Source organism: Roseinatronobacter sp. (assembly GCF_051859525.1).
In the GTDB taxonomy this organism is placed as follows: domain Bacteria; phylum Pseudomonadota; class Alphaproteobacteria; order Rhodobacterales; family Rhodobacteraceae; genus Roseinatronobacter.
In genome coordinates this window covers 474846-497687 of record NZ_JBHYFM010000001.1, presented here as the reverse complement: position 1 = coordinate 497687, position 22842 = coordinate 474846, and the positions used below count along the sequence as shown (strand labels likewise).

Sequence of the window (22842 nt, the reverse complement as noted above, 5' to 3'; positions counted from 1 at the left end):
ACTTATCCGGCGCCCAGTATCACCCGAACATATTGCTGTGTTTCCGCAAAGGGTGGAATTCCGCCATGCGCCTCGACCGCGCCCGGACCGGCGTTATAGGCCGCAAGCGCCAGCCGCCAGTCACCGAATTTGTCATACATCATCCGCAGATAGCGCGCCCCGCCGTCCAGATTCTGCTGGGGGTCATGGGGATCGACGCGCAACATCTGTGCTGTGCCGGGCATCAGCTGCGCCAGACCGATCGCGCCTTTATGTGACACCGCAGCCGCGTTCCATCCGCTTTCCTGATGCACAAGGCGCAGGAACAGATCCTCTGGAATGTTGTGCCTGCGCGCAGCGCCGCGGGCAAGCTCGGAAAATGCCCCCATATCCGGCCCTGAATAGCGCGGGATTGCGGTATCCTCACGCGTCTTGTCCGGCGCGTTGGGCAACAGACGCACAGACGCTGAATATTGCTGGGACAAACGCCCGTCTATGACGCGGGCGGCGCGCGTGACCACATCAGCCTGCCGCCCGCCGTCATTGCCACCGCGCGACAGGTTAAGCCCTTGCGCGACCACAACAGACGGCACGGGAACAAGGGCCATTGCAAGGCCGATAATGGCAATCACAGCACGCATAGCACAGTTTATTACCGCAATTCGGCCAACAGGGCTATACGCAAAATACGCAGGTTTTCCTGCACAATCCCTGATTTTTTCAGGACCACCGACCGCGTGACTGCATTCCCTGCTTTACCCTGCTGGGCCAATGATGGAAAACAACCCCTAATCCAAACGCAGATTCGATGAAACGCAGGGGGCAAATATGGCTGGATCAGTGAACAAGGTAATTTTGATTGGCAATCTGGGCCGTGATCCGGAAGTGCGCACCTTTCCTGATGGCGGAAAGATCTGCAACCTGCGCATTGCCACATCCGAACGCTGGCGCGACCGCGCGTCAGGCGAACAGCGCGAGCGTACAGAATGGCACAATGTTGTGCTGCGCGGCGAAGGGCTGGTGCGTGTGGCGGAACAATATCTGCGCAAAGGGTCCAAGGTATATGTGGAAGGCACATTGCAAACCCGCAAATGGCAGGACCAAAGCGGTCAGGACAAATATTCCACAGATGTTGTTGTCGCGGGTATGGGCGGCACGTTGACAATGCTGGATGGTCGCGGTGACGGCGGTGGTAGCGGCGGCGGCAGTGGTTCAACAGGTGGCGGCGGATATGACCGCGATCAGGGCTATGGTGCCAGCTACGGCAGTTCCGGCAGCTCCGCACCTTCCGGCCCGTCCGACATGGATGATGAAATTCCGTTCTAAGCCCCGCTTGACGGGTCCGGCGTCGCAGGATAATGAGGCGCCAATGCGGGTGTAGCTCAATGGTAGAGCGAGAGCTTCCCAAGCTCCAGACGAGGGTTCGATTCCCTTCACCCGCTCCATGACATATTGTCCGTGCCCATATGGCCAGACAAAGGAACCGTTATGGTCGCCTCTTCATTCTCTCATGTGCGCGGATGGGTCTTTGACCTTGATAACACGTTGTATCCGCCCGAAATCCGGTTGTTTGACCAGATTGAACAGCGCATGACCGCATTTGTCATGCAGGAATTGAATGTCGACCAGACAATCGCGAATCAGATGCGGCAGGACTATTGGGCGACCTTTGGAACAACGCTGGCCGGATTGATGCAGCGCCATGACATTGATCCGGTCCCGTATCTGGATGATGTGCATGACATTGATTTTTCCGTCATTGCGCCTGACCCCGACCTGCGCCACAGGATTTCGGACCTGCCCGGTCGCAAGATCGTCTACACAAACGGATCACGCACCTACGCACACAGAGTTCTTCAGGCCCGCGGGCTGTCTGGCGTTTTCGATGCGGTTTACGGGGTCGAGAACGCGAATTACCGCCCCAAGCCGGAACGCGCGGCATTCGAGCATGTCTTTGCGCAAGATGGTCTGGACATAGCCACAGCCGCAATGTTCGAAGATGACCCCCGCAATCTGGCGGCACCCCATGCTATGGGAATGCGCACAGTGCATGTCGCGCCGCAGCCGAATGAACAGCCCTTCATTGACCACCACACGAACGATCTGACAGCGTTCCTGACGCTTCTGTCCAGATAGCGGCATCATGTCACGCTGCATTGCAGCGCAGGATAAATTACATCCGGCCTAAACAAATACCGGAGAGTTCTGATATGACCATGACCGCAACCCAACCCGCGCAAACACCATCCTTCCTGCGCAACGAGCCTTGGGGCATCTGGGCCGCCGTGCTGTTTGTCATCGCCACACTGGTCACCGCTGTCGTGACCATGGGGCTTCCGGGACTGGTGCTTGTTATGGTGCCTGCGGCCTTGGGCATGCTGCTTTTGCTGTGCTTCGTGGTTTTCGGCTGACGGCGCATAGACGCAGCAATCTACAGATTGCTGCGTTTGGCCGCATTGCACTTGCGCGCCATAACGCTAATGTCCGGACCAGATTGAACAGGGGTCAGACATGCGCGAAAACTTCGATATTGTGGTTTCAGGCGGCGGCATCGCGGGCCTGACTGCGGCGGCGGCGTTCGGCGCGCAAGGCTATTCGGTTTTATGTGTCGACCCGACCCCCCCCGTCATTGCCGAGGCAGACCCGAGTTCGGATTTGCGCACCACGGCATTCCTGCAACCTTCGGTCAGGGTTTTGGAACTCGCGGGGCTTTGGCATCGGTTTTCATCCCATGCGACCCCTTTGCAGGTCATGCGTATTGTCGATGCGGGCGGGGAAACGCATGAACCGCGTGTCAGCCATGATTTCAACGCCGCCGACATATCCGACCAGCCCTTCGGGTGGAACCTGCCGAACTGGTTGTTGCGGCGCGAATGCTTGGCACGCTTGCAGGAATTGCCCAATGTCACGTTTCGCGCGGGCATAGGCACGAAAACACTGCTGACGCGCGAAACAGCGGCCCTGATCGGGTTAAGTGACGGCAGTTCGGTTTCAGCAAAATTGCTGGTGGCCGCAGACGGGCGCAATTCGCCCATGCGCACAGCCCTTGGGATAGATGTCAGAACCACCCGTTTCGGCCAGAAGGCCCTTGCATTCGCGGTGACGCACCCTGTGCCGCATGACAATGTGTCCACCGAAATTCACCGCTCTGGCGGCCCGTTTACATTCGTGCCCCTGCCCGACCGCGATGGCAAACCCTGTTCCGCCATTGTCTGGATGGAAACGGGGCCGGAAGCAGCCCGCCTTGCCGCCCTGCCCGTCCCCGAATTCGAGGAACAGATGAACCTTCGGTCTTGCGGGTTGTTCGGGGAATTGCATCTGGCAACGCGAAGAACAGTCTGGCCAATCATCAGCCAGATCGCCACACAGTTCTATGGCGAACGCACGGCATTGATGGCCGAGGCCGCACATGTTGTCCCCCCGATCGGCGCGCAGGGGCTGAATATGTCCCTTGCGGATCTGACAGCCCTGGTGGATCTGGCAACGCCGGAAGGCCTTGGAACTGTGCAAATGCTGCGCGCCTATAATCGCCGTCGTTATCGGGATGTGGCGTTGCGTGTGTCCGGTGTTGGCATGTTGAACCGCGCCTCGATGATTGAGGCACAGCCCTTGCGGGACATGCGCGCCAGATTGCTGGATACAATGTATTCCACATCCCCCATCCGTCACAGCCTTATGAAAATGGGAATCGGTGTCAGCTAGGGCAGGACCGGCCCGCGTGTCCGACCGGAACCGCAATTCCGGCCCCGCGTCGAAACTAGTCCTTGAACTGCGTTCAGGCGCTGCTTATCTTCCCTGATGGCAGGTGCTGCTCTTCTTGTGTGTGGCCCTTTTCCAGTGGCCGATAAGCATCTCCGAGGGAGCTGGCTCTGACATGGTCCTGGCCTTGTTATCTGGCGCCCACCTGAACATTCAGGCTCTCGGGAAATTCACGCCACCACGGTCGCTGCGGGCCTGCCACCCTTAGGATTTAGCAGATATTCTTATCGGCACAGGGTCGGAATGGGGCACCCCATGCCCGCCATGGTGGTCGTCATCGTCATCATCTTCAAACCCCATGCGCATGATGCGAATGGCAAATTGAACACCCGCAAAAACCAGCCCGTTGAAAAAGAAGATCAGAAACAACCCCAAAAGCCCGTCACTGGACCCGAAGACAAGGCGCTGAAGATTGGCCACGTTGAAATAGATCAGGATGGCCGTGAACACTGCCGAAAGCGCAAAGCCGATCGCCACCTGCTGGATGTAGACTTTGATAAGCTTCGGCATATCGCGCCCCTAATCGTGTATCATGCACCTATGATAAGACCGCACCATGTAAAAACAAGGCGCATGGCATGTTGCAGACCAAATGTCGCGGATCACCGCCAACCATGGCACCTGCGCGCGGTGCATACCACTTGCCCCGCCCCGCGTTCCAACCTATCCACGACCCATGCGCATTTTCCACAATATCATTACGGATCGCGGGTCCAGATATGCGGTATCGGGCGGGCCATGCAGCACCGGCACCGCTGCCCGCGACTTCGTGCTTCAGTTGAAACAGGACCGGAAATTCGCCAAGGCTACACATAACAGCTGGGGCCTGATCTGCGCAGAAGGTCCCTTGAAAAACGATGATGGCGAGGCGGGCGCGGGCATGACAATCCTGCGCATGCTGGAACGCGAAGGACTGCATGATCATATTGTTGTCGTCACGCGCTGGTATGGCGGAAAACACCTTGGCGGTGACCGATTTAGGCATGTGCAATCGGCCGTGCGGCATTATATGGCGCAGTTACAGCCCGACCCTACGGGCGAATAACAAGACGAACAACAGCAAGACAAGGCGTCCCGCCCGTGATCGTGATTGAACATGGCCCTTTGGGCAAACCCGTAGTTTTTGACACACCCCGACAGGTGTTGGTGGCATGGCAGGCCGAGGATGTGTTGCCAATGCTGGCGCAGGCAGAAGCAGCGCGCGCGCAGGGGGCTTGGGTCGCGGGATATCTGACCTATGAGGCGGGCCATGTCTTTGAACCGCGCCTGCACGCATCGCTTAAGCGTGATGCGACTGCGCCACTGGCCGTGCTGGGTGTGTTTGATCCACCGAAAGACGCAGGCGCGGCCCTCACCAAAGCGCAGGAAAACGCCCCGCAAGCACGCCTTGCGCCGTTGCAGCCGGTGATCGAACGTGCCGAATATGATGACGCCTTCGCGAAATTGCAGAACTATATCGCTGCGGGCGATTGTTACCAGATCAACCTGACATTCCCACTTGCCAGCAGATTGCTGTCAGGCACAGCGCTGGGATTATATGGCGCATTGCGCGCAGGACAACACGTAGGCTTCGGGGCGTTCATTGATATGGGCGTGGGGCCGGTCATCATATCGCGCAGCCCGGAGTTGTTCTTTCAGGTCCGCGACGGCCTTATCGAAAGCCGCCCGATGAAGGGCACGGCGCCGCGCAGTGCCGATGCGATACAGGATGCGGCGCTGTTGCAGGAGTTGCGTGACAGCGAAAAATCACAGGCCGAGAATCTGATGATCGTTGATTTGTTGCGCAACGATATCGCGCGCATATCGGAAATCGGGTCTGTGAAGGTGCCGGAACTTTTCGCCATCGACAGTTTCGCAACAGTCCACCAAATGAGCAGCCGCATTCAGGGCCGCCTGCAACACGGGGCCGACCTGCCGGGACTTATGGCCGCGCTGTTTCCATGCGGGTCCATCACCGGCGCGCCCAAAATTCGCGCCATGCAAATCATTGCAGAACTGGAACCCCACCCGCGCGGCGTGTATTGCGGGGCAATCGGCTGGGCCGCACCGTCAGGGGATCAATGCTGGTCGGTCGGCATCCGGACCTTGCGCCTGTCGCCTGACGGTCAGATATTGGCAAATGTCGGCGGCGGCGTGGTGCAAGACAGCACCGCCACAGGCGAGTGGGAGGAAGCATTGTGGAAAGCACGCTATATGCAGGCGCTGATCAGCCAGGGCTGAAGCTGATTGAAACCATGTATTGGGACGGGCGCAACGCGCGCAACTGGCCGCTGCATCTGGCGCGGTTGCAAGCGGGCGCGGCAGCGCTTGGCTGGACGTGCCCGCACCCTGTCATTCACGGCCCCGACCACCCCGCCCGCCTGCGCCTGACGCTGGATGCCCGGGGCACCCTGTCAGTGGACCCCCTGCCCCTGCCCCCCTCTGCCACGTCATGGCGCATAGGGCTTGCGCGGGATCGCCTGAAATCATCAGACCCTTGGTTGCGGATAAAATCCACCCGCCGCGAAACCTATGACCGGGCGCGCACGTCGCTGCCGCCCACGCTGGATGAACTGATTTTTCTGAACGAACGCGATGAAGTCTGTGATGGGACAATCACAACCGTTTTCTTCGATCGCGGCCACGGCATGCGCACCCCGCCCCTGTCGTCCGGTCTGCTGCCAGGGGTGCTGCGCGCGTCCCTGAACTGTCCCGAAGAACGCCTGCTCGTGGATGAGCTGCCCAAGGTGCGTTTATGGGTCGGCAATGCCTTGCGCGGGCTGATGGATGCACGTTTCGTGGAGGATGCGTAAACCGTCATGCCATAGCGGCAAACGCCGTCAAGAAATCTGTTTCCGCGACGCAATGTGATTTCTGATCAAGCTGAATGGTCGGGGCGATAGGATTCGAACCTACGACCTACGGTACCCAAAACCGTCGCGCTACCAAGCTGCGCCACGCCCCGACTGAGCGCTATGTAACGGGGTTGTTCGGCCAAGAAAAGGGGCAATCTTACCTTTGGCAGAATAAACCGCATTGCACCGCGTTACGGCGAACAGCCCCACAGGGCAATGTCATCATCAAGGCGCGGATGGCGCAACTGCGAGCCGACATCGATACCCATCGCCTCTGACAGGCCGCCATTGATTTCCAGCACCATCAACACGTTATCACCACCGGGAATGGGCGTTGTGTCATGTGGTACCGCGTTTTGATGGATATGTGTCACCGCACCTGTCGGGTCGACAAAAATCATGTCCAGCGGAATCAGCGTGTTGCGCATCCAGAAAGAGGGGCTGGTTGGCGCCTCGAAAATGAACAACATGCCCGCAGACCGCGCCAGATTCTCGCGGTTCATAAGTCCTTGCGCGCGCAGGGCATCGGTATCGGCAATTTCGACACGGAAGCGCGCTTGTCCCCAATCACCGCGCAGATCCACGCGCTCCTCGCTGCATGCTGCCTGAACCGGCCCGCCAGCGGCCAGAAGTCCCACCGCGAAAAACGCGGCTATGACAGCACGCCGCAACATCACCTGTCCCCCGTGCCATCAGCGCCCTGTGCCGGACTGGCCATGCCCGCCTCCCACGGCTCGATCGAAACGGCCATGCGCCCGCGTTCACCTTCTGACACACGCATGGCCAGCGCTTCACCGGGTTGCAATTCGGCAAGGCCAGCGCGGCGCAATGTCTCCATATGAACGAACACGTCTTCGGGTTTGCCGAAAACATTGGCGAATCCGAACCCCTTGACCTTGTCGAACCATTTGACGCGCGCCGGTTCCAACGGGATGGACATGTCGACAGGTGCGCCCCCCTCCAGACCCTCCACCGCCGAGGCCTGCTCGCCCTCCGGCGGCAGCACTTCAAGCACCTCTACGGTCTGAAACCCGCGTGTCGTCTTTTGGGCCAGAATCGTAATTCGCGCCCCGTCACACACCGAATTCAGGCCGAAATTTCGCAATGCATTCGCATGAAGCAAAATGTCCGAACCGGCATCAGCGGCAATGATGAACCCAAACCCCTTGCTGGGGTCAAACCATTTGACGACACCGGAATATTTCTCTGTCGTCTCGTCAGGCGAAGTCATGTCTGTTGTTCCACATCTTTTATTTTTGTCGCTTTCAGCATGCCCATCCACGCACTTCGCAAGATCACGCGCACATCATAGCGCCGCGCGCCCTCGGTTCAAGGCGAGAGTCGCGTTACACTCCATGCGTCGGAAAGTGTCGTGCGGTGCCACCGGAAACGGTCATGCAACCGGAAATCTCCATCCGCCCAGAACTCGATTTCAAGGGGCGTTATCCTGTAGCCCCCCCAGAATGGCGGGCGCGGCGGATTGGTCCCGTGACGCATGGTCTGGCGCGCAACTTCTGCCATCAGGTCGCTGCGTGCCCCCAATGGCCGGGACTGGCGCGACGCCCATGCGCCAAGCCGGCTTTTCAGCGACCGCGACGCAAAATAGGTATCGGCCTCCTCCCCCTCTACGCGTGCGGTCACCCCGCGCACACGAATCTGGCGGCGCAGGGATTTCCAGTGCAGAACGAACGCAGCCTTGCCCGCCGCATCAATCTCCTGCGCCTTCACACTGCCATAATTGGTGTAGAAAACGAAGGCATCGTCCAGAATGTCCTTCAGAAGTACCATCCTGACATTGGGCAAGCCATCTGCATCAACCGTCGACAACGCAATCGCATTGGGGTCATTCGGTTCAGTTTCCTGCGCCTGTGCCAACCAGGATCTCGCTAGGGCGAACGGGTCTTCACCTGCAAAAATTCCGCTGCGCGTGCTCACATGTCCTCCGCTCATAATCCGAAGGGAACCAGCATGCATCACGGTTGTGTTGCGACGATATCCCCTCGAATTATGACAAACTGAAAATTCTGACTTTGGTATTAATGATGCGCCCGGTTTACGCAACCCCTGACACGCGGTTTGCGCCGGTTCTGTTTCTGTGCGGGATCAAATTTGTGCAGACCCGCGCGAACAGGTTGACTTGCGCGGCCCCTGCGCTTGGCCTAAAGCAGATTTAACACCATTCCAGCAAGGAGCGACGGGACAATGGCACAATTGATGAGCGGCAAACGCGGCCTTATCATGGGGCTTGCAAATGACAAGTCCATTGCGTGGGGAATTGCGCGTGCGCTTGCCGAACATGGTGCCGAACTGGCCTTTGCCTATCAGGGCGATGCCTTGAAGAAACGCGTGCTACCGCTGGCCGAAAGCCTTGGCACGCCGCATTTGTTCGAATGCGATGTCACTGATATGGCCTCGGTGGACGCGGTGTTTAACGGGTTGGAGGAACTTTGGGGAACGATTGATTTCGTGGTCCATGCCATCGGTTTCTCGGACAAAAGCGAATTGCGCGGGCGCTATGTCGACACCAGCCGCGACAATTTCGCAATGACCATGGATATCTCGGTCTATTCCTTCACGGCAGTTTGCCAGCGCGCGGCAAAACTTATGCGTGACGGCGGCAGCCTGCTGACCATGACCTATTACGGTGCAGAACAGGTCATGCCGCATTACAATGTCATGGGCGTGGCCAAGGCCGCGCTGGAGGCGTCGGTAAAATATATTGCCGAGGATCTAGGCAAGGACGGAATCCGCTGCAACGCCATCAGCGCAGGCCCGATCAAGACGCTGGCCGCCAGCGGCATTGGCGATTTCCGCTATATCATGAAATGGAACGAACTGAATTCCCCCCTGCGCCGCAATGTAACGCAAGAAGAAGTTGGCAAGGCCGCGCTTTACCTGCTGTCCGACCTCGGGTCTGGCACCACGGGCGAGAATTTGCATGTCGACGCAGGTTACCATGTTGTCGGCATGAAAGCCGTGGACGCCCCCGATATCGACGTGGTCACCGGCAAGAAGGACGCCTGACATGACCGACCGCCTGCCCCACGAAAAAGGCTTCCACATCAGCTGGGACCAGATCCACCGCGACAGCCGCGCACTCGCATGGCGGCTGGACAAACAAGGCCCCGATGGCGGGCAATGGCGCGCTGTCGTGGCCATCACCCGCGGGGGGCTTGCGCCCGCCATGATCATCTCGCGCGAGCTGGATATTCGCGTGGTCGATACGATCAGCGTCAAATCCTATGACCATCAGTCACGCGACGCCGCAAAAGTGCTGAAATCACCGCAAGCCGACATGATGGGCGACGGCGAAGGTATCTTGATCATTGACGATCTGGTCGACACCGGCAAAACACTTGAACTGGTCCGCCAGCTATACCCGAAGGCACATTTTGCCACTGTCTATGCCAAACCCCAAGGGCGCGACATGGTCGATACCTTCATCACCGAAGTCAGTCAGGACACATGGATATTCTTCCCATGGGACATGGCGCTGCAATATGTGGAACCCTATCGCGGCACCTGACTGCACAGCTTTGCCCGTGAAACACAATCCGGTTTCATTCTGGCCCAAATATCCATACGATACGGGTTTCTTAAGGGGGGCCTGCCCCCCTTAAGGCAGGGGGTTTGGGGGGCGGCAGCCCTCCAAGGCCCCCTTCTGAATGCCACGCACCAAGCCGCAGCGCCAGACCGCGCGCTCTAATCCTCGAACAATTCGGATTGTCCGGTTTCCGCCTCGTCCCCCTCATCATCGTCATCGGCCAGCGCGTCACGGCCAGGCATCGGGCGACTGTCCAGCAGCCCCGCTTCGCGCAATTCCCGAAGTCCGGGCAAATCGCGAGAGGATTCAAGGCCAAAATGGTCCAGAAACTCTGTCGTCACGACGAAGGTCACCGGCCTGCCCGGCGTCATGCGCCGCCGTCCCAGCCGGATCCATTCCAGTTCCAGCAGCTGGTCGATTGTGCCCCGTGACAAGGCAACACCCCTGATCTCCTCGATCTCGGCGCGGGTGACGGGCTGGTGATAGGCAATGATCGCCAGGGTTTCGATTGCCGCGCGCGACAATTTGCGGATCTCGACACGTTCGGACTGCATCAGATAGGCCAGATCGGGCGCGGTGCGCAGGGTATATCCATCCCCCACCCGAACAAGATTCACGCCCCGCCCCTGATAACGCGTGCGCAGATGCGCCAGCGCTTCGGCCGCATCGCAGCCATGCGGCAGGCGCGCGGCAATCGCGGCCTGCGACAGGGGTTCGGTGCTTGCAAACAGGATCGCCTCGATCATGCGCTCCTGCTCGGGCATGGGCGGCGCGGGGAACAGGGTCTTGTCGGTGCTGTCTGCGGGTGGCTGGCTCATGATATGGTCTTAATGCCCTGCCCGTCTGCGCAGATGCAAGGGGGCAAAGGTGTCGGACTGGCGCAATTCGATCTGGCCCTGCTTGGCCAGTTCCAGCGTCGCCGCGAATGTGGAGGCCATGGCCGATCTTTTGCGCGCGGGCGCACCGCGCCACCCTTCGGGCAGATAGGCTTGCAGGCTTGTCCAGTCCGCCGCCCCCGGCACCATGCGCGACAACCGTTCCAATGCGGCTTCCAGCGGGTAAATGTCGGTTCGGTCAAACGCATAGGGGCGGAATTCGTCGCGGGTGCGCAGGCGCGCATAGGCCCGCATCAGGTCCAGCAGGCTGGCATCAAACACGGTCTTTCGGCTCACAGCCAGCGGTTGCGGCTGTCCGCGCGCGAAAAAATCGCGCCCTTTCTGGTCACGCCCCATCAACCGTGCCGCCGCTTCGCGCATGGCTTGCAACCGTTCCAGCTGGAATGCCAGATGCGCGGCAAGTTCCTCGCCGGACGGACCTTCCTCGGTCGGGTCGGGTGGCAGCAGCAGGCGCGATTTCAGATAGGCCAGCCATGCCGCCATGACCAGATAATCAGCGGCCAGCTCGATGCGCAATTCCCGCGCTTTCTCAACGAAGACCAGATATTGTTCTGCCAGTTGCAACACCGAAATGCGCCGCAGGTCCACCTTCTGGGTGCGCGACAGCATCAGCAGCAGATCCAGCGGCCCCTCAAACCCGTCGACATCGACAATCAGCGCCTCTGCGGCGCGGCGTTCGGAGATACTGTCTTGCACCCAGTCATCTGTCATAAGCGCAGTCTAGGACGCCTTGGACGACCTGTCCATCCTGTCCCAGTCGCGCAGGCGGGCGACATAACGCGCCATGGTATCAACCTCCAGATTGATACTGTCCCCAAGCGCCACATCCCCCCAGGTCGTGACCTGTTTGGTATGCGGTATCAGGTTGATCCCGAATTCGGCGCCGTCAACCTCGTTCACTGTCAGGGATGTGCCGTTCAGCGTTACCGATCCTTTGGGGGCAATGAAACCGGCCAGATGATCGGGCGCGCGCAGGCGCAAACGTGTGCTGTCGCCATCGGCGTCCAGCCCCACGACATGCGCCAGCCCATCGACATGGCCGGACACGATATGCCCGCCCAGTTCGTCGCCCACCTTCAGCGCACGTTCCAGATTGACGCGTCGGCCGTTTTTCCACGCACCCAGATTTGTTTTGGCCACTGTTTCCGCAGAAACCTGCACTTCATACCAGTCCGGCCCCAGTGCCACCACCGTCAGGCAAACCCCGTCCGAGGCAATGGACGCCCCCAGATCGATGCTGTCTGTATCATAGGATGTGCGAATGCGCGCGCGCAGATCGCCTTCCTGCACGATATCCGAAACAATGCCGATATCGGTAATGATGCCCGTAAACATGATCTGCTACCTCTTGTTTGCGCAGCTTGTGACCTAGACCGCACCACGCCCGAGTGCAAGCCCGCCATAGTGATGCCGCTTTTGTTTACTATGTTGCTGACAGCAAGCGTCAAGGCGTCTAATGCTGCGCAGACAGGGCGTTTTCAGTAACCAGGTAAGCAAGTAAACAACTACAGGCACGATGTAACATGCGTATAAGTGGCGAGGGCCGGTGCTTCCTGCTGTTACAGGGACCACATGGACCATTTTTCAACAGATTGGGCAGAATGCTGCGGCAAACCGGCGCACAGGTCTGGCGCGTTGGCTTCAATCAGGGCGATGCTGCATTCTGGCGTGACAAGGCACATTACCTGCCCTTTACGGATACGCCTGAAAACTGGCCCGACAGGTTCCGCGCCATTCTTGCCAGCCATCAGGTGACCGATATCGTCCTGTATGGCGATGTGCGGCCCATCCATGCACAAGCCATCGACATTGCAAAAGCCGCCGGTGTCACAATCCATGTCTTTGAAGAAGGGTATTTGCGCCCCTACTGGATCACCTATGAACGCAACGGCTCCAACGGGAATTCGGCGCTGATGGACATGTCGATCCGGTCCATGCGCCGCGCCCTGCGCAAAAGCGAGTTGGAACTGCCCGACCCGCCCGCCCATTGGGGGGATATGCGCCATCATATTTTCTATGGGGCGCTGTATCATTTCTGCGTGCTTGCACTGAACCAGCGTTACCGCCATTTCCGGCCCCACCGCGCGCTTGGGGTGGCGCAGGAATTCGCGCTGTATCTGAAACGGCTTTGGGCCATGCCGCTGACATCATTGCAGCGGCGCATTGCATCATGGCGCATTCGCAACGGCGGGTTTCCCTATCATCTGGTCTTGCTGCAACTGGAACATGACAGCAGCTTTCAGGCGCATAGCCCGTTCAGCACCATAACCGAATTTCTGGAACTTGTGTTCGAGGGCTTCGCAAAAGGCGCGCCGCGCCACCACCACCTTGTCATCAAGGCCCACCCTATGGAAGACGGGCGCGCACCGCTTTGGGCCTCTATCACTGCATTGATACAGGCGCACGGGCTGAAGGGGCGCGTGCATTTTGTGCGCGGCGGCAAACTGGCCGCCCTTCTGAACCACGCGCGATCTGCGGTGACAGTGAATTCTACGGCTGCGCAGCAGGTTTTGTGGCGCGGCATGCCGCTGAAAATCTTTGGCCGCGCAGTCTATGACAAGCCCGAATTCGTGTCCGATCAGGACATAGAGGCATTTTTCGCACACCCTGCCCGCCCCGATGCGCGTGCCTATCGCGATTATCGCCGCTTTTTGCTGGAAACCTCTCAGGTTCCGGGCGGATACTATTCTTTGCGGGGACGTCGGCAGTTGATGCGACATGTGGTAGATCTGATGCTTGTCCCTGATGATCCCTACACCGCGCTTATGCGCGGTGACGCGACACCAAGGCAACAGGTGCGCAAGGCGAAGTAGCTGCCAAACCATTAAAGCCCTTGGCGAAAACGTCCCAAGCCTGTATGAATGTAGAATAATTACCAGAGGCATGTCCTTTTCAAAGGAGCCCGAGCAGTGTTTGCTTTGTCTTTTAAATGGGGTCATTCAGTGGCCCTGATGACAGCTTTGGCTGTCGTATCGTCATGTGCCGTCTCGCGCGATGGCCCCACCATGAACGAAATATTTGCCGGATCGGTCATGCGGTCGGGCGATGCGCATATCATTGCGGTATCGCGGCAGGTTGCACAGGTCGCAAACCGTCCCGCAGCACTTGGGTTCAGCCACGGGTTGCGGTCTGGTGCATTGCTGGGCGGCGACACAATCCGCCCCGGTGATACAATCCGCCTGAATGTCTATGAAAACGTCCCCGAAGGCCTGCTGGCGCCCGAAACGGCCAATAACGCCATTATCGAGGAATTGCAGGTCGATGACGCGGGCTTCATTTTTGTGCCCTATGCGGGGCGTGTGCGTGCCGCAGGCCATTCACCGGATGCATTGCGCCGTATCCTGACAAATGCGCTGGACGAACAAACCCCCGAACCGCAGGTCGTTGTGTCCCGAGAGGCGGGCGACGGTGCCAGCGTGTCCGTATCCGGCGGGGTCAACGCGCAGGGCGTCTATCCCATCACACGCGCCACAAACCGCCTGAGTGCGATGGTGGCGCAGGCGGGTGGTATCAATGTTCCGCTGGAAACCGCGCAGGTTCTGGTGACACGCGGAAACCGGCAGGACAGCGCATGGCTTCAGGATATCTTTTCAAACCCGTCGCTTGATATTGCATTGCGCGGGGGTGACCGTGTGCTGATCAAGGAAGACCAGCGTGCATTCTCGGTTCTGGGGGCGACGGGCGCTTCAAGCCGTATGGTGTTTGACACCCAGTCCATCTCGGCCATTGATGCGCTGGCCATGGTGGGCGGTCTGGACCCGCTGCGTGCAGACCCCAAAGGCGTGTTCATCTTCCGCGATGAAGTGCCGGAAGTGGCCAGTGCCATTCTGGGGCATCAGAACATCGTGACCGACCAGCGCTTTGTCTATGTGCTGGACCTGACGGCCCCCACTGGCATGTTCGAGGCCCGCGATTTCAAAATCCGCGATGGCGACACCATTTTCGTCACCGAAGCTAACTCCGTCCTGTGGGCGCGCCAGATCTCGGCGTTGACAGGGTCGCTGACGGCCGCATCGGTCGCACGCAGCGCTGCGTCCGGCGACTGACGGAATGCGTGCCCTTGGGCCGCAAGACATTCATGTCTATAGCGGGGGCTTCCTTGGCCCCCGCCCCACTGCGCGCCGCATTCGCAGGATCATGGGGCTTGCGGGCCTGCGCGTCCGCTTCGGCTGGCCGGACCGCACCGGAACTGTGGCCGTCTGGGGGCACGCCCCGCGCGCCACCCGTGGCGAGGGGGTGGCCAGACGCACCGGCGCATCCCTTATCCGGATCGAGGATGCTTTCTTACGCTCGCTCTTTCCCGGTCGCATGGGGGAGCCGCCGCTTGGCCTGCTGATTGACCGCAGCGGGGTTCATTACGACCCGTCACGCCCCAGCGATCTGGAAACCCTGCTGGCCACACACCCCTTTGATGATCACAGTTTGATTGAACGCGCGCGCCTTGGCATGGCGCGGATGAAAGCGCTTGGCCTAAGCAAATACGCAGCCCATGACCCGGACGCGGAAATTCCGCCGCCGGGCTATGTCTTGGTTGTGGATCAGGTGCAGGATGATGCAGCGCTGCGCCATGGCGGCCTGTCGGGGCCAGTGCAGGCCCATGTGTTCCGCGAAATGCTGCTTCAGGCGCAACTGGACCACCCGGGCGCGCGCATCATCATCAAGACACATCCTGAAACCGCGCGCGGGTTGCGGCGCGGTTATTTCGGCGCGCAAGACTGCACATTCCCCAATATCACATTGTTAGACAAGGCAGTTTCAAGCTGGGCACTGCTGGACGGCGCGATTGCCGTCTATACAGTATCGTCACAACTTGGGTTTGAAGCGATATTCGCGGGCCACAAGCCCCATGTGTTCGGCCTGCCCTTCTATGCCGGATGGGGGCTGACACAGGACCAGACGCCCCACCCCCGCCGCCGCCGCAGATTGACGCGCGCACAACTTTTTGCAGGCGCGATGCTGCTTTACCCCACATGGTATGATCCCTGCCGCGACCGCTTGTGCCAGTTCGAGGATGTGGCCGACCATATGGACGCCTTGATCCGCGCATGGCGCGAGGATCATCGCGGATATGTCGCGCTGAACATGCGGCTTTGGAAACGCCCGCATCTTCAGAAATTTTTCGGCCGTTGGACAAGGCTGCGCTTTGCCAGACAAAAAGGAAACACCGAACGGCGCGTGATGGTCTGGGGCGCAGCACCCGCGCCTGATGGGCCTGTCACCCGCGTCGAGGACGGGTTTCTGCGGTCGCGCGGGTTAGGGGCGGAGCTGACGCCGCCCCTGTCGCTGATTGCCGATGACATGGGCCTGTATTATGACCCGCGCACGCCATCGCGGCTGGAACACCTGCTGGCGCATCCGCTGCCTGCCGGTGGCGAAGATCGTGCGCTCAGGTTGGCGGCGGCCATCCGCAAGGCCGCATTAAGCAAGTATAACCTGAAAGGCACAATGCCGGATCTGCCACAAGGACACAGGATTCTTGTGCCCGGTCAGGTCGAGGATGACGCCTCGATCCGGTTTGGCGCAGGGCGGATCGACACCAATCTGGCATTGCTGCACGAGGTGCGCGCCCATAATCCTGGCGCCGTGATCATATACAAACCCCATCCCGATGTCGAAGCGGGCCTGCGCCCCGGCGCCCTGCCCGCCCGAACGGCACTGCAATTTGCCGATCTGGTGCTGGAGAATGCAGACCCCGTCTGGTTGCTGGATCAGGTGCAGGAAGTCTGGACCATGACTTCCACACTCGGGTTCGAGGCGCTGTTGCGCGGCATCCCCGTCACCACAACAGGCGCCCCCTTCTATGCGGGCTGGGGGCTGACGCGCGATCTGGGCGACATACCCGACCGCAGGCGCGCGCGCCCCACACTGGCGGCCTTCGTGCATGCGACACTGATTGATTATCCGCGCTATATCGACCCGCTGACGGGCCTGCCTTGCCCACCGGAACTGGCCGTCGACAGGCTGCAAGCCGGCCCCCTGCCCAAAGCCCCCGCCCTGCGCGTGCTGGCCAAGTTGCAAGGGGTTTTTGCCAGCCGCGCGCATCTTTGGCGTTGACCCTGCCACTTGGTGGCTTACACCTGCGCAACGCGCCAACAACCCCGAGGCACAGGTGACCCAAGCGCCCAACCACCCCATCAAGGCCGCATTCTGGATGTGCGGCGCCATCGCGTCCTTTATCGCAATGGCGGTGTCTGGCCGTGCCATCCAGACCGTGCTGGATTCCTTTGAGCTGATGTTCTGGCGGTCGCTTATCGGCTTTGCGATTGTCTGCGTGGTGGTGGTGGTTTCCACCCGCGCCCTTGCTGCGGTTGGCCCCGTCATCCGCCCGACCCGCCCCGGATTGCACCTGACGCGCAATATTTTCCATTTTGCAGGGCAGAACCTGTGGTTTTACGGGCTGATGGTGATTCCGTTATCCCAGCTGGTGGCGCTGGAATTCACCATGCCGATCTGGGTGGCGCTGCTGGCCCCGCTGGTGCTGGGCGAGTTGTTCACCCGCAAGCGGCTGACCGTGGCCTGTCTGGGGTTTGTGGGCGTATTGATTGTCGCGCAACCCGGTGTCCAGCCGTTGAATTCAGGGCATCTGGCCGCGATACTGGCGGCAATCGGTTTTGCCATGAACCTGCTGCTGACAAAACGCATCATGCGCCATGACGGGGTGTTATGCGTGCTGTTCTGGATGACGCTGTTGCAAACCCTGTTCGGGCTGGCACTGGCGCAGATTGGCGGGTTCACATGGCCCCCTGCGGCAATCTGGCCCTGGCTGGCCATCATTGGCATAACCGGATTAAGCGCGCATTATTCCCTGACGACCGCCCTTAGCCTTGCGCCCGCGTCAACTGTGGCACCCATGGAATTCCTGCGCCTGCCCCTGATCGCGCTTGTGGGGGTCTGGCTGTATGCAGAAGCCCTTGATCCGCTGGTATTTGCGGGCGCTGCGATTATCGTGCTGGCAAACTGGATCAACATAAGGCCCGCACGGCACCCTGCCCGCGCAGATCGCAGCACCCTGCCGCCGGTTTGATACGGAAAGCGCTGGCAATACCGGACAAACCGGAATGCATGACAAAAAACGCAGTGTTTATCAGCCGATCAAAAAAAATTGTTCAATCCGGCCGCGCATTATGGTCTACAGGAAAAACCCGCCGCAACTGGCGTGTGAATGATAAAAAAAACACCATGGGAGGAAATCATGGATCGTCGTTCCTTTTTGAAAACCTCGGCACTGGGGGGCAGTGCTGCTGCCGCAACGTCGCTGGCCGCGCCTGCGGTTGCACAGGGCCGCATTACATGGCGCATGGTCACCACATGGGCGCGCAATTTCCCCGGTCTGGGAACCGGCGCGCAGCGTGTGGCCGACCGCATTACCGCCGCATCCGATGGCGCGCTGACTGTTGAAGTGTTTGCCGCTGGCGAAATGGTGCCCGCACTGCAATCGCTGGATGCCGTGATCGACGGCTCTGCCGAGATGAGCCACGGGGCCGCCTATTACTGGCAGAACAAATCTGTGGGCCTGTCCTTCTTTACCGGCGTGCCCTTCGGCATGACCTCGCGCGAGTTGGCGGCATGGATGCGCATTCTGGGCGGTCAGGAACTTTGGGACGAAGTTTATGACCAGTTCGGGCTGCAAGGTTTCATGTCAGGCGATACCGGCACGCAGGCAGGTGGCTGGTTCCAGAACGAGTTGACAGGCATTGACGACATTCAGGGCATGCGCTTCCGCACCCCCGGTCTGGGCGGTCAGGTCTGGCAGAAAATGGGCGCAAGCGTGACCAACCTTGCGGGCGGCGAGATTTTTGCAGCCCTGCAATCCGGTGCACTGGATGCGGCAGAATTCGTTGGCCCCTATAATGACCGTGCGCTTGGCTTCCATCAGGTGCGCAAGCATTACTACACATCGTCCTTCATCGAGCCTGGACTTGCGACAGAACTGGTTGTCGACAAAGCCAAGTATCAGGAACTGCCCGCGAACTTGCAGGCCATCATCCGCGATGCCTGTCAGGCGGAATATGACGAAGTGCCGTCTGAATTCTATGCCAACGACCCGATTGCACTGGCCGACATGGTCGACAATCACGGCGTGATTGTGCACCGGGAATGGCCCGAGAGCATTCTGGAATCCGGCGCGGCTGCGTCGCGCGAATTGCTGGAGGAGATTCTGGACAGTGCCGACCCGCTCAGCAAGCGCGTCGCAGAAAGCTATGTCCAGAACCTGAACCTGTTGCGGACGCGTTCGGAAAACACCGACCTGACATTCGCACTGGCACGCCAGAAATATTTCGATATTTCCGATCTGGGCTAAGGTCGGGCTTGTCAGCCGATAGTTGAAATGACAAATGGTCCCGATCTGTTTCGGGGCCATTTTTCCAAAATTGCCGCCCTTTCCCCACGGAGGATGACGTGACAGCGCTTGCGTATCTTATGCGCCTGATCAACCTGATCAACAGGGTGCTTGGCAATGTTTTCATGTGGCTTGCCACAGCAATTGTCATTGTCTGTTTCTGGGTCGTCGTCGAACGCTATCTGTTCTCTACCACACGGCTGTGGATGCAGGATTTATATCCGTGGATGAACGGGGTCATGTTCACCGCTGTGGCGGGCTATGCGCTGTATCGCAATGACCATGTGCGGGTCGATATTTTCTACAGACCGGCCTCGACGCTGCGCAAGGCATGGCTTGACCTGTTGGGCGTGTGCATTTTCCTGCTGCCCTTCGCGTGGGTTGTCTGGTCCTATTGCTATACATTTGTCATGCGCTCCATCGGTTTGCTGGAGGCATCCTCGAACCCTGGTGGCATGCAGGGGTTGTTCGTGCTGAAAAGTTTTATTCTGGTGTTTGCGGTCACCATCGGCCTGCAAGGCATCGCAATGGGTCTCCGGTCCATCCTGATCATCGCGCGGCGCGAGGATCTGGTGCCCGACGATTACCGTTACCAATACGATACGGAGCAAGCCTGACATGGATCCTGTGCTGATCGGTGAAATCCTTGCAGGATTGATGTTTTTCGGGGTGATCGGTTTTTTGCTGCTGGGCTTTCCGGTGGCCTTCACGCTGGCGGGCACCTCCATCCTGTTTGCCTATATGGGTCTCTATTTCGGCGTGTTCGACATGTCGAACCTGCGCGCGCTGGCGGGCCGCTACACAGGCTACATGATCAACGAGGTTCTGGTGGCCGTGCCGTTGTTCATTTTCATGGGGGTCATGCTGGAACGCAGCAATATTGCCGAACAGTTGCTGTCCACCATGGGGCGGCTGTTTGGCAATATCCGCGGGGGTCTGGGCATTTCGGTCATTCTTGTGGGGGCGCTGCTGGCGGCATCTACCGGCGTGGTCGGGGCAACGGTTGTCACCATGGGGCTGATATCGCTGCCCGCCATGATGCGCGCGGGCTATGACCCCAAACTGGCCTGCGGGTCAATCTGCGCGTCGGGCACATTGGGCCAGATCATCCCGCCCTCGACTGTGCTGATCTTCATGGGCGATATGATCGCGGGCATGAACTCTCAGGTGCAGATGAGCCTTGGAAACTTTGCCCCCAAGACAGTGTCGGTGGGCGATCTGTTTGCGGGTGCCATGATTCCGGGTCTGCTGCTGGTGGCGCTGTATATCAGCTATATCATATTCAAGGCCATCACCGACCCGCAATCCTGCCCCGCCACCCCTGTCCCCCCCGAGGAGAAGGCAGGTCTTTGGAAGGAAATCCTGTTCGCACTGGTTCCGCCCTTGTTGCTGATCGGCGCGGTTCTGGGGTCCATCCTTGGCGGCATTGCCACCCCGACCGAGGCCGCATCCGTGGGCGCGGTGGGGGCCACGCTGCTGGCGGCGCTGCGCTGGCGGTTGTCGTTCAAGGTCTTTGCCGAGGTCGCGCGGCGCACGGCGGTCGTGACATCGATGATCTTTGTCATTCTGTTTGGTGCCTCGGTCTTTGCAATCGTCTTTCGCCAGATGGGCGGCGACAATCTGGTGCGCGAATTCCTGACCACCATGCCGGGCGGCGCGATGGGCGCGATGATTACAGTCATGATCATCATGTTCGTGCTGGGCTTCATTCTGGACACATTCGAGATTATCTTCATAGTGCTGCCCATCACCGCCCCGACCCTGTTGCTGCTGGGCGTTGATCCGGTCTGGCTGGGGGTGATGATCGGGGTGAACCTGCAAACGTCCTTCCTGACACCACCATTCGGGTTTTCGCTGTTCTATCTGCGCGGCGTGGCGCCGAATTCCGTCAGCACCGGCATGATCTACAAGGGCGCGATTCCGTTTGTGATGTTGCAAATTCTGGCGATTGCGCTGCTGTTCATCTTCCCCGGTCTGGTTCTGTGGTTGCCGTCCATTCTGTTTTGACGTCCCGTTCGCACCACGACCACCGGCTTGAATGCCGCAACCCGCCAATCGTGGCTTGCAGCATTCTACCGGATACGTCACTTAGGCGGCGTAATGGTATTGTTGGACACAAAAATGCGTAAACCGGCCCTGATTTCGCTTTATATGGCACTGTCGCGCGTGTCCCCGCCGCTATGGTCGCTGGTGCTGCATGCGCGCGCGCGGCGCGGCAAGGAAGATCGCGCGCGTCTGGCCGAAAAATGGGGTCATGCCAGCCAACCGCGCCCGCGCGGACCGCTGATCTGGATGCATGGCGTCAGCGTGGGCGAATCCGTGGCCCTGTTGACACTGATTGCCCGATTGCGCGCGGAACGCCCCGACACAACGATCCTGCTAACGACAATCACGCAGGCCTCTGCGCAGGCATTGTCCAAACGCGCGCTGCCCGATGGCGTCATCCATCAATACATGCCCGTTGACACACCCGCCGCCGTGCGCCGCTTCATGGCCCATTGGCGCCCCGATGTCACCGCCATTGCCGAGGCGGACCTGTGGCCGCGCATTCTTCTGGCAGCCAAAGCACGGGGCTGTCCGATGATCCTGCTGAACACGCATGTCACGCCGCGCCGCTATCGCCGCAGGCGACGCGCCCCCGCGGCCAATGGCTGGTTGATGAACCTGTTTGACGAAATCCATGTGCAGGATTCAAGGTCATACGAGCTGTTTCGCGAACTTGGTGCCCCGATGGACAAGTTACAGGTCACAGGCGTGTTGAAAGCGGCATCGGACGCCTTGCCTGATGATGTGGCAGAACGCGAAAAACTTCAGGCCGCCATAGGCACGCGCCCGCGCTGGCTGGCCGCATCGACCCGCGCTGTTGAAGAAGACCAGCTATTTGACGCCCACGCCTTGGCCTGTGAGCGTATGACTGACATGCTGATGATTATTGCCCCGCGCCAGATGCGCGATGCCGACAAGACCGAAGCGCTTGCGCAGGACCGCTTTGGCCGCGATCATGTTGCCCGCCGGTCGCGCGGCGACACAATAACCCCTGACATATCCGTCTATATTGCCGACAGCATTGGCGAGATGGGGCTGTGGTATCGTCTGGCACCTGTTGCCTATACCGGCCAGTCCCTGCCATTGCCCGACAGAATACTGGGCGGCAAAAACCCGTTCGAGGCCGTGGCCCTGAACTGCATGATCCTGCACGGCCCCACAGTCGCCAATTTCCGCGAAGCCTATGACAGGCTGCATGCCGAAGGGGGCGCATTGGAAGTGGCAAATTCCGCAGAGATGGCACGGGCCGTATGCGACGCCCAATCGCCAAAGTTCCGCGCGCCGTTTATTGCAGGTGCGAACAGGGTTCAGCACCAGAATATGATGCCACTGGACAAGGCACTGTCTGCGACCCTTGCGATGCTGCCTGCACCGTCCTGACCCCGGACCTGCGGCCCCCACCCGCGCAAGCCGTTTTTGGGTTTCACCCCATGGGTGAAATTG

25 protein-coding genes and 2 tRNA genes are annotated in these 22842 nt (G+C 59.6%); 18 read left to right on the top strand and 9 right to left on the bottom strand.

Translation table 11 applies throughout. The features are described from left to right. Positions 1 to 2: 2 nt before the first annotated feature. Entirely contained in the window at positions 3 to 620 is a 618-nt protein-coding gene (locus ACTIE1_RS02470) for a lytic transglycosylase domain-containing protein (RefSeq protein ID WP_439559968.1), read from the bottom strand. A gap of 187 nt (positions 621 to 807) precedes the next feature. Here ACTIE1_RS02470 and ssb point away from each other — a divergent pair, with 187 nt between their 5' ends. From ssb to ACTIE1_RS02445, 5 genes are all read left to right on the top strand, one after another. Further along, positions 808 to 1305 (top strand): single-stranded DNA-binding protein, encoded by a 498-nt coding sequence (gene ssb / locus ACTIE1_RS02465; protein ID WP_439559969.1) that lies wholly within the window; start codon positions 808 to 810, stop codon positions 1303 to 1305. Between the two features lie 45 nt (positions 1306 to 1350). After that, positions 1351 to 1424: transfer RNA gene (locus ACTIE1_RS02460), tRNA-Gly, on the top strand. 43 nt (positions 1425 to 1467) lie between these two features. Beyond that, positions 1468 to 2115: a pyrimidine 5'-nucleotidase gene (locus ACTIE1_RS02455; protein ID WP_439559970.1), complete on the top strand. Its 648-nt coding sequence runs from the start codon at positions 1468 to 1470 to the stop codon at positions 2113 to 2115. A gap of 74 nt (positions 2116 to 2189) precedes the next feature. Then, positions 2190 to 2390, top strand: coding sequence for a hypothetical protein (locus ACTIE1_RS02450; RefSeq protein WP_439559971.1), 201 nt, complete (start codon positions 2190 to 2192; stop codon positions 2388 to 2390). 100 nt (positions 2391 to 2490) lie between these two features. Continuing rightward, positions 2491 to 3681: a UbiH/UbiF family hydroxylase gene (locus tag ACTIE1_RS02445; RefSeq protein ID WP_439559972.1), complete on the top strand. Its 1191-nt coding sequence runs from the start codon at positions 2491 to 2493 to the stop codon at positions 3679 to 3681. 261 nt (positions 3682 to 3942) lie between these two features. On the opposite strand, the gene ACTIE1_RS02440 is transcribed toward ACTIE1_RS02445, so the two are convergent. Beyond that, entirely contained in the window at positions 3943 to 4248 is a 306-nt protein-coding gene (locus ACTIE1_RS02440; protein ID WP_439559973.1) for a hypothetical protein, read from the bottom strand. Between the two features lie 166 nt (positions 4249 to 4414). Here ACTIE1_RS02440 and ACTIE1_RS02435 point away from each other — a divergent pair, with 166 nt between their 5' ends. Genes ACTIE1_RS02435 through ACTIE1_RS02425 form a run of 3 tightly spaced genes read left to right on the top strand, consistent with a single transcriptional unit; the run spans position 4415 to position 6530 of the window. Continuing rightward, positions 4415 to 4783: a YigZ family protein gene (locus tag ACTIE1_RS02435; RefSeq protein ID WP_439559974.1), complete on the top strand. Its 369-nt coding sequence runs from the start codon at positions 4415 to 4417 to the stop codon at positions 4781 to 4783. 35 nt (positions 4784 to 4818) lie between these two features. Beyond that, positions 4819 to 5958, top strand: a complete 1140-nt coding sequence (locus tag ACTIE1_RS02430) for an aminodeoxychorismate synthase component I (protein ID WP_439559975.1) — start codon at positions 4819 to 4821, stop codon at positions 5956 to 5958. Then, positions 5916 to 6530 carry an aminotransferase class IV family protein gene (locus ACTIE1_RS02425; RefSeq protein WP_439559976.1) on the top strand — a complete coding sequence of 205 codons (615 nt, stop codon included), beginning with the start codon at positions 5916 to 5918 and terminating at the stop codon, positions 6528 to 6530. Before ACTIE1_RS02430 ends, ACTIE1_RS02425 begins: the two co-directional genes overlap by 43 nt. A gap of 75 nt (positions 6531 to 6605) precedes the next feature. Here ACTIE1_RS02425 and ACTIE1_RS02420 read toward each other — a convergent pair. The 4 genes from ACTIE1_RS02420 to pdxH all read right to left on the bottom strand — a co-directional run bounded on the left by ACTIE1_RS02420 (position 6606) and on the right by pdxH (position 8522). Further along, positions 6606 to 6682 (bottom strand) — tRNA-Pro (locus tag ACTIE1_RS02420). Between the two features lie 81 nt (positions 6683 to 6763). Further along, the gene (locus tag ACTIE1_RS02415) at positions 6764 to 7246 is read right to left on the bottom strand and encodes a DUF192 domain-containing protein (RefSeq protein ID WP_439559977.1); all 483 of its coding nucleotides are present in this window, start codon (positions 7244 to 7246) and stop codon (positions 6764 to 6766) included. After that, the gene (locus ACTIE1_RS02410; RefSeq protein WP_439559978.1) at positions 7246 to 7803 is read right to left on the bottom strand and encodes a cold-shock protein; all 558 of its coding nucleotides are present in this window, start codon (positions 7801 to 7803) and stop codon (positions 7246 to 7248) included. The genes ACTIE1_RS02415 and ACTIE1_RS02410 overlap by 1 nt, the downstream gene beginning before the upstream one ends. A 98-nt stretch (positions 7804 to 7901) precedes the next feature. Further along, the gene (gene pdxH, locus ACTIE1_RS02405) at positions 7902 to 8522 is read right to left on the bottom strand and encodes a pyridoxamine 5'-phosphate oxidase (RefSeq protein WP_439563239.1); all 621 of its coding nucleotides are present in this window, start codon (positions 8520 to 8522) and stop codon (positions 7902 to 7904) included. Between the two features lie 252 nt (positions 8523 to 8774). On the opposite strand from pdxH, the gene fabI reads away from it, so the two are divergent. Both fabI and gpt read left to right on the top strand, forming a co-directional pair. Then, positions 8775 to 9596, top strand: a complete 822-nt coding sequence (gene fabI, locus ACTIE1_RS02400) for an enoyl-ACP reductase FabI (protein WP_439559980.1) — start codon at positions 8775 to 8777, stop codon at positions 9594 to 9596. 1 nt (position 9597) lies between these two features. After that, positions 9598 to 10098, top strand: coding sequence for a xanthine phosphoribosyltransferase (gpt, locus tag ACTIE1_RS02395; protein ID WP_439559981.1), 501 nt, complete (start codon positions 9598 to 9600; stop codon positions 10096 to 10098). A gap of 176 nt (positions 10099 to 10274) precedes the next feature. Here gpt and scpB read toward each other — a convergent pair whose 3' ends face one another. From scpB to ACTIE1_RS02380, 3 genes are read right to left on the bottom strand one after another with little or no spacing between them, the layout of a single operon-like run. After that, a complete protein-coding gene (gene scpB, locus ACTIE1_RS02390) occupies positions 10275 to 10934 on the bottom strand; it encodes an SMC-Scp complex subunit ScpB (protein ID WP_439559982.1) in 660 nt (219 codons plus the stop codon). 9 nt (positions 10935 to 10943) lie between these two features. Then, the gene (locus ACTIE1_RS02385; protein ID WP_439559983.1) at positions 10944 to 11723 is read right to left on the bottom strand and encodes a segregation and condensation protein A; all 780 of its coding nucleotides are present in this window, start codon (positions 11721 to 11723) and stop codon (positions 10944 to 10946) included. A gap of 9 nt (positions 11724 to 11732) precedes the next feature. Beyond that, positions 11733 to 12347: a riboflavin synthase gene (locus tag ACTIE1_RS02380; RefSeq protein ID WP_439559984.1), complete on the bottom strand. Its 615-nt coding sequence runs from the start codon at positions 12345 to 12347 to the stop codon at positions 11733 to 11735. A gap of 188 nt (positions 12348 to 12535) precedes the next feature. Between ACTIE1_RS02380 and ACTIE1_RS02375 the strand changes: the two genes are divergently transcribed. The 8 genes from ACTIE1_RS02375 (at position 12536) to ACTIE1_RS02340 (ending at position 22779) form a co-directional block, all read left to right on the top strand. Beyond that, complete coding sequence (locus ACTIE1_RS02375) at positions 12536 to 13825, top strand: capsule biosynthesis protein (RefSeq protein WP_439559985.1); 1290 nt, start codon at positions 12536 to 12538, stop codon at positions 13823 to 13825. Between the two features lie 192 nt (positions 13826 to 14017). After that, positions 14018 to 15058: a polysaccharide biosynthesis/export family protein gene (locus ACTIE1_RS02370; RefSeq protein ID WP_439563238.1), complete on the top strand. Its 1041-nt coding sequence runs from the start codon at positions 14018 to 14020 to the stop codon at positions 15056 to 15058. Between the two features lie 4 nt (positions 15059 to 15062). Further along, positions 15063 to 17066 (top strand): capsular polysaccharide biosynthesis protein, encoded by a 2004-nt coding sequence (locus ACTIE1_RS02365; RefSeq protein WP_439559986.1) that lies wholly within the window; start codon positions 15063 to 15065, stop codon positions 17064 to 17066. Further along, positions 17038 to 18036 carry a DMT family transporter gene (locus ACTIE1_RS02360; RefSeq protein WP_439559987.1) on the top strand — a complete coding sequence of 333 codons (999 nt, stop codon included), beginning with the start codon at positions 17038 to 17040 and terminating at the stop codon, positions 18034 to 18036. The genes ACTIE1_RS02365 and ACTIE1_RS02360 overlap by 29 nt, the downstream gene beginning before the upstream one ends. A 168-nt stretch (positions 18037 to 18204) precedes the next feature. Continuing rightward, on the top strand, positions 18205 to 19314 hold the full coding sequence (locus ACTIE1_RS02355) for a TRAP transporter substrate-binding protein (protein ID WP_439559988.1): 1110 nt from the start codon (positions 18205 to 18207) through the stop codon (positions 19312 to 19314). 98 nt (positions 19315 to 19412) lie between these two features. Continuing rightward, positions 19413 to 19970 (top strand): TRAP transporter small permease subunit, encoded by a 558-nt coding sequence (locus tag ACTIE1_RS02350; protein WP_439559989.1) that lies wholly within the window; start codon positions 19413 to 19415, stop codon positions 19968 to 19970. 1 nt (position 19971) lies between these two features. Continuing rightward, positions 19972 to 21360: a TRAP transporter large permease gene (locus tag ACTIE1_RS02345; protein WP_439559990.1), complete on the top strand. Its 1389-nt coding sequence runs from the start codon at positions 19972 to 19974 to the stop codon at positions 21358 to 21360. 114 nt (positions 21361 to 21474) lie between these two features. Beyond that, the gene (locus ACTIE1_RS02340) at positions 21475 to 22779 is read left to right on the top strand and encodes a 3-deoxy-D-manno-octulosonic acid transferase (protein ID WP_439559991.1); all 1305 of its coding nucleotides are present in this window, start codon (positions 21475 to 21477) and stop codon (positions 22777 to 22779) included. Positions 22780 to 22842 lie beyond the last annotated feature (63 nt).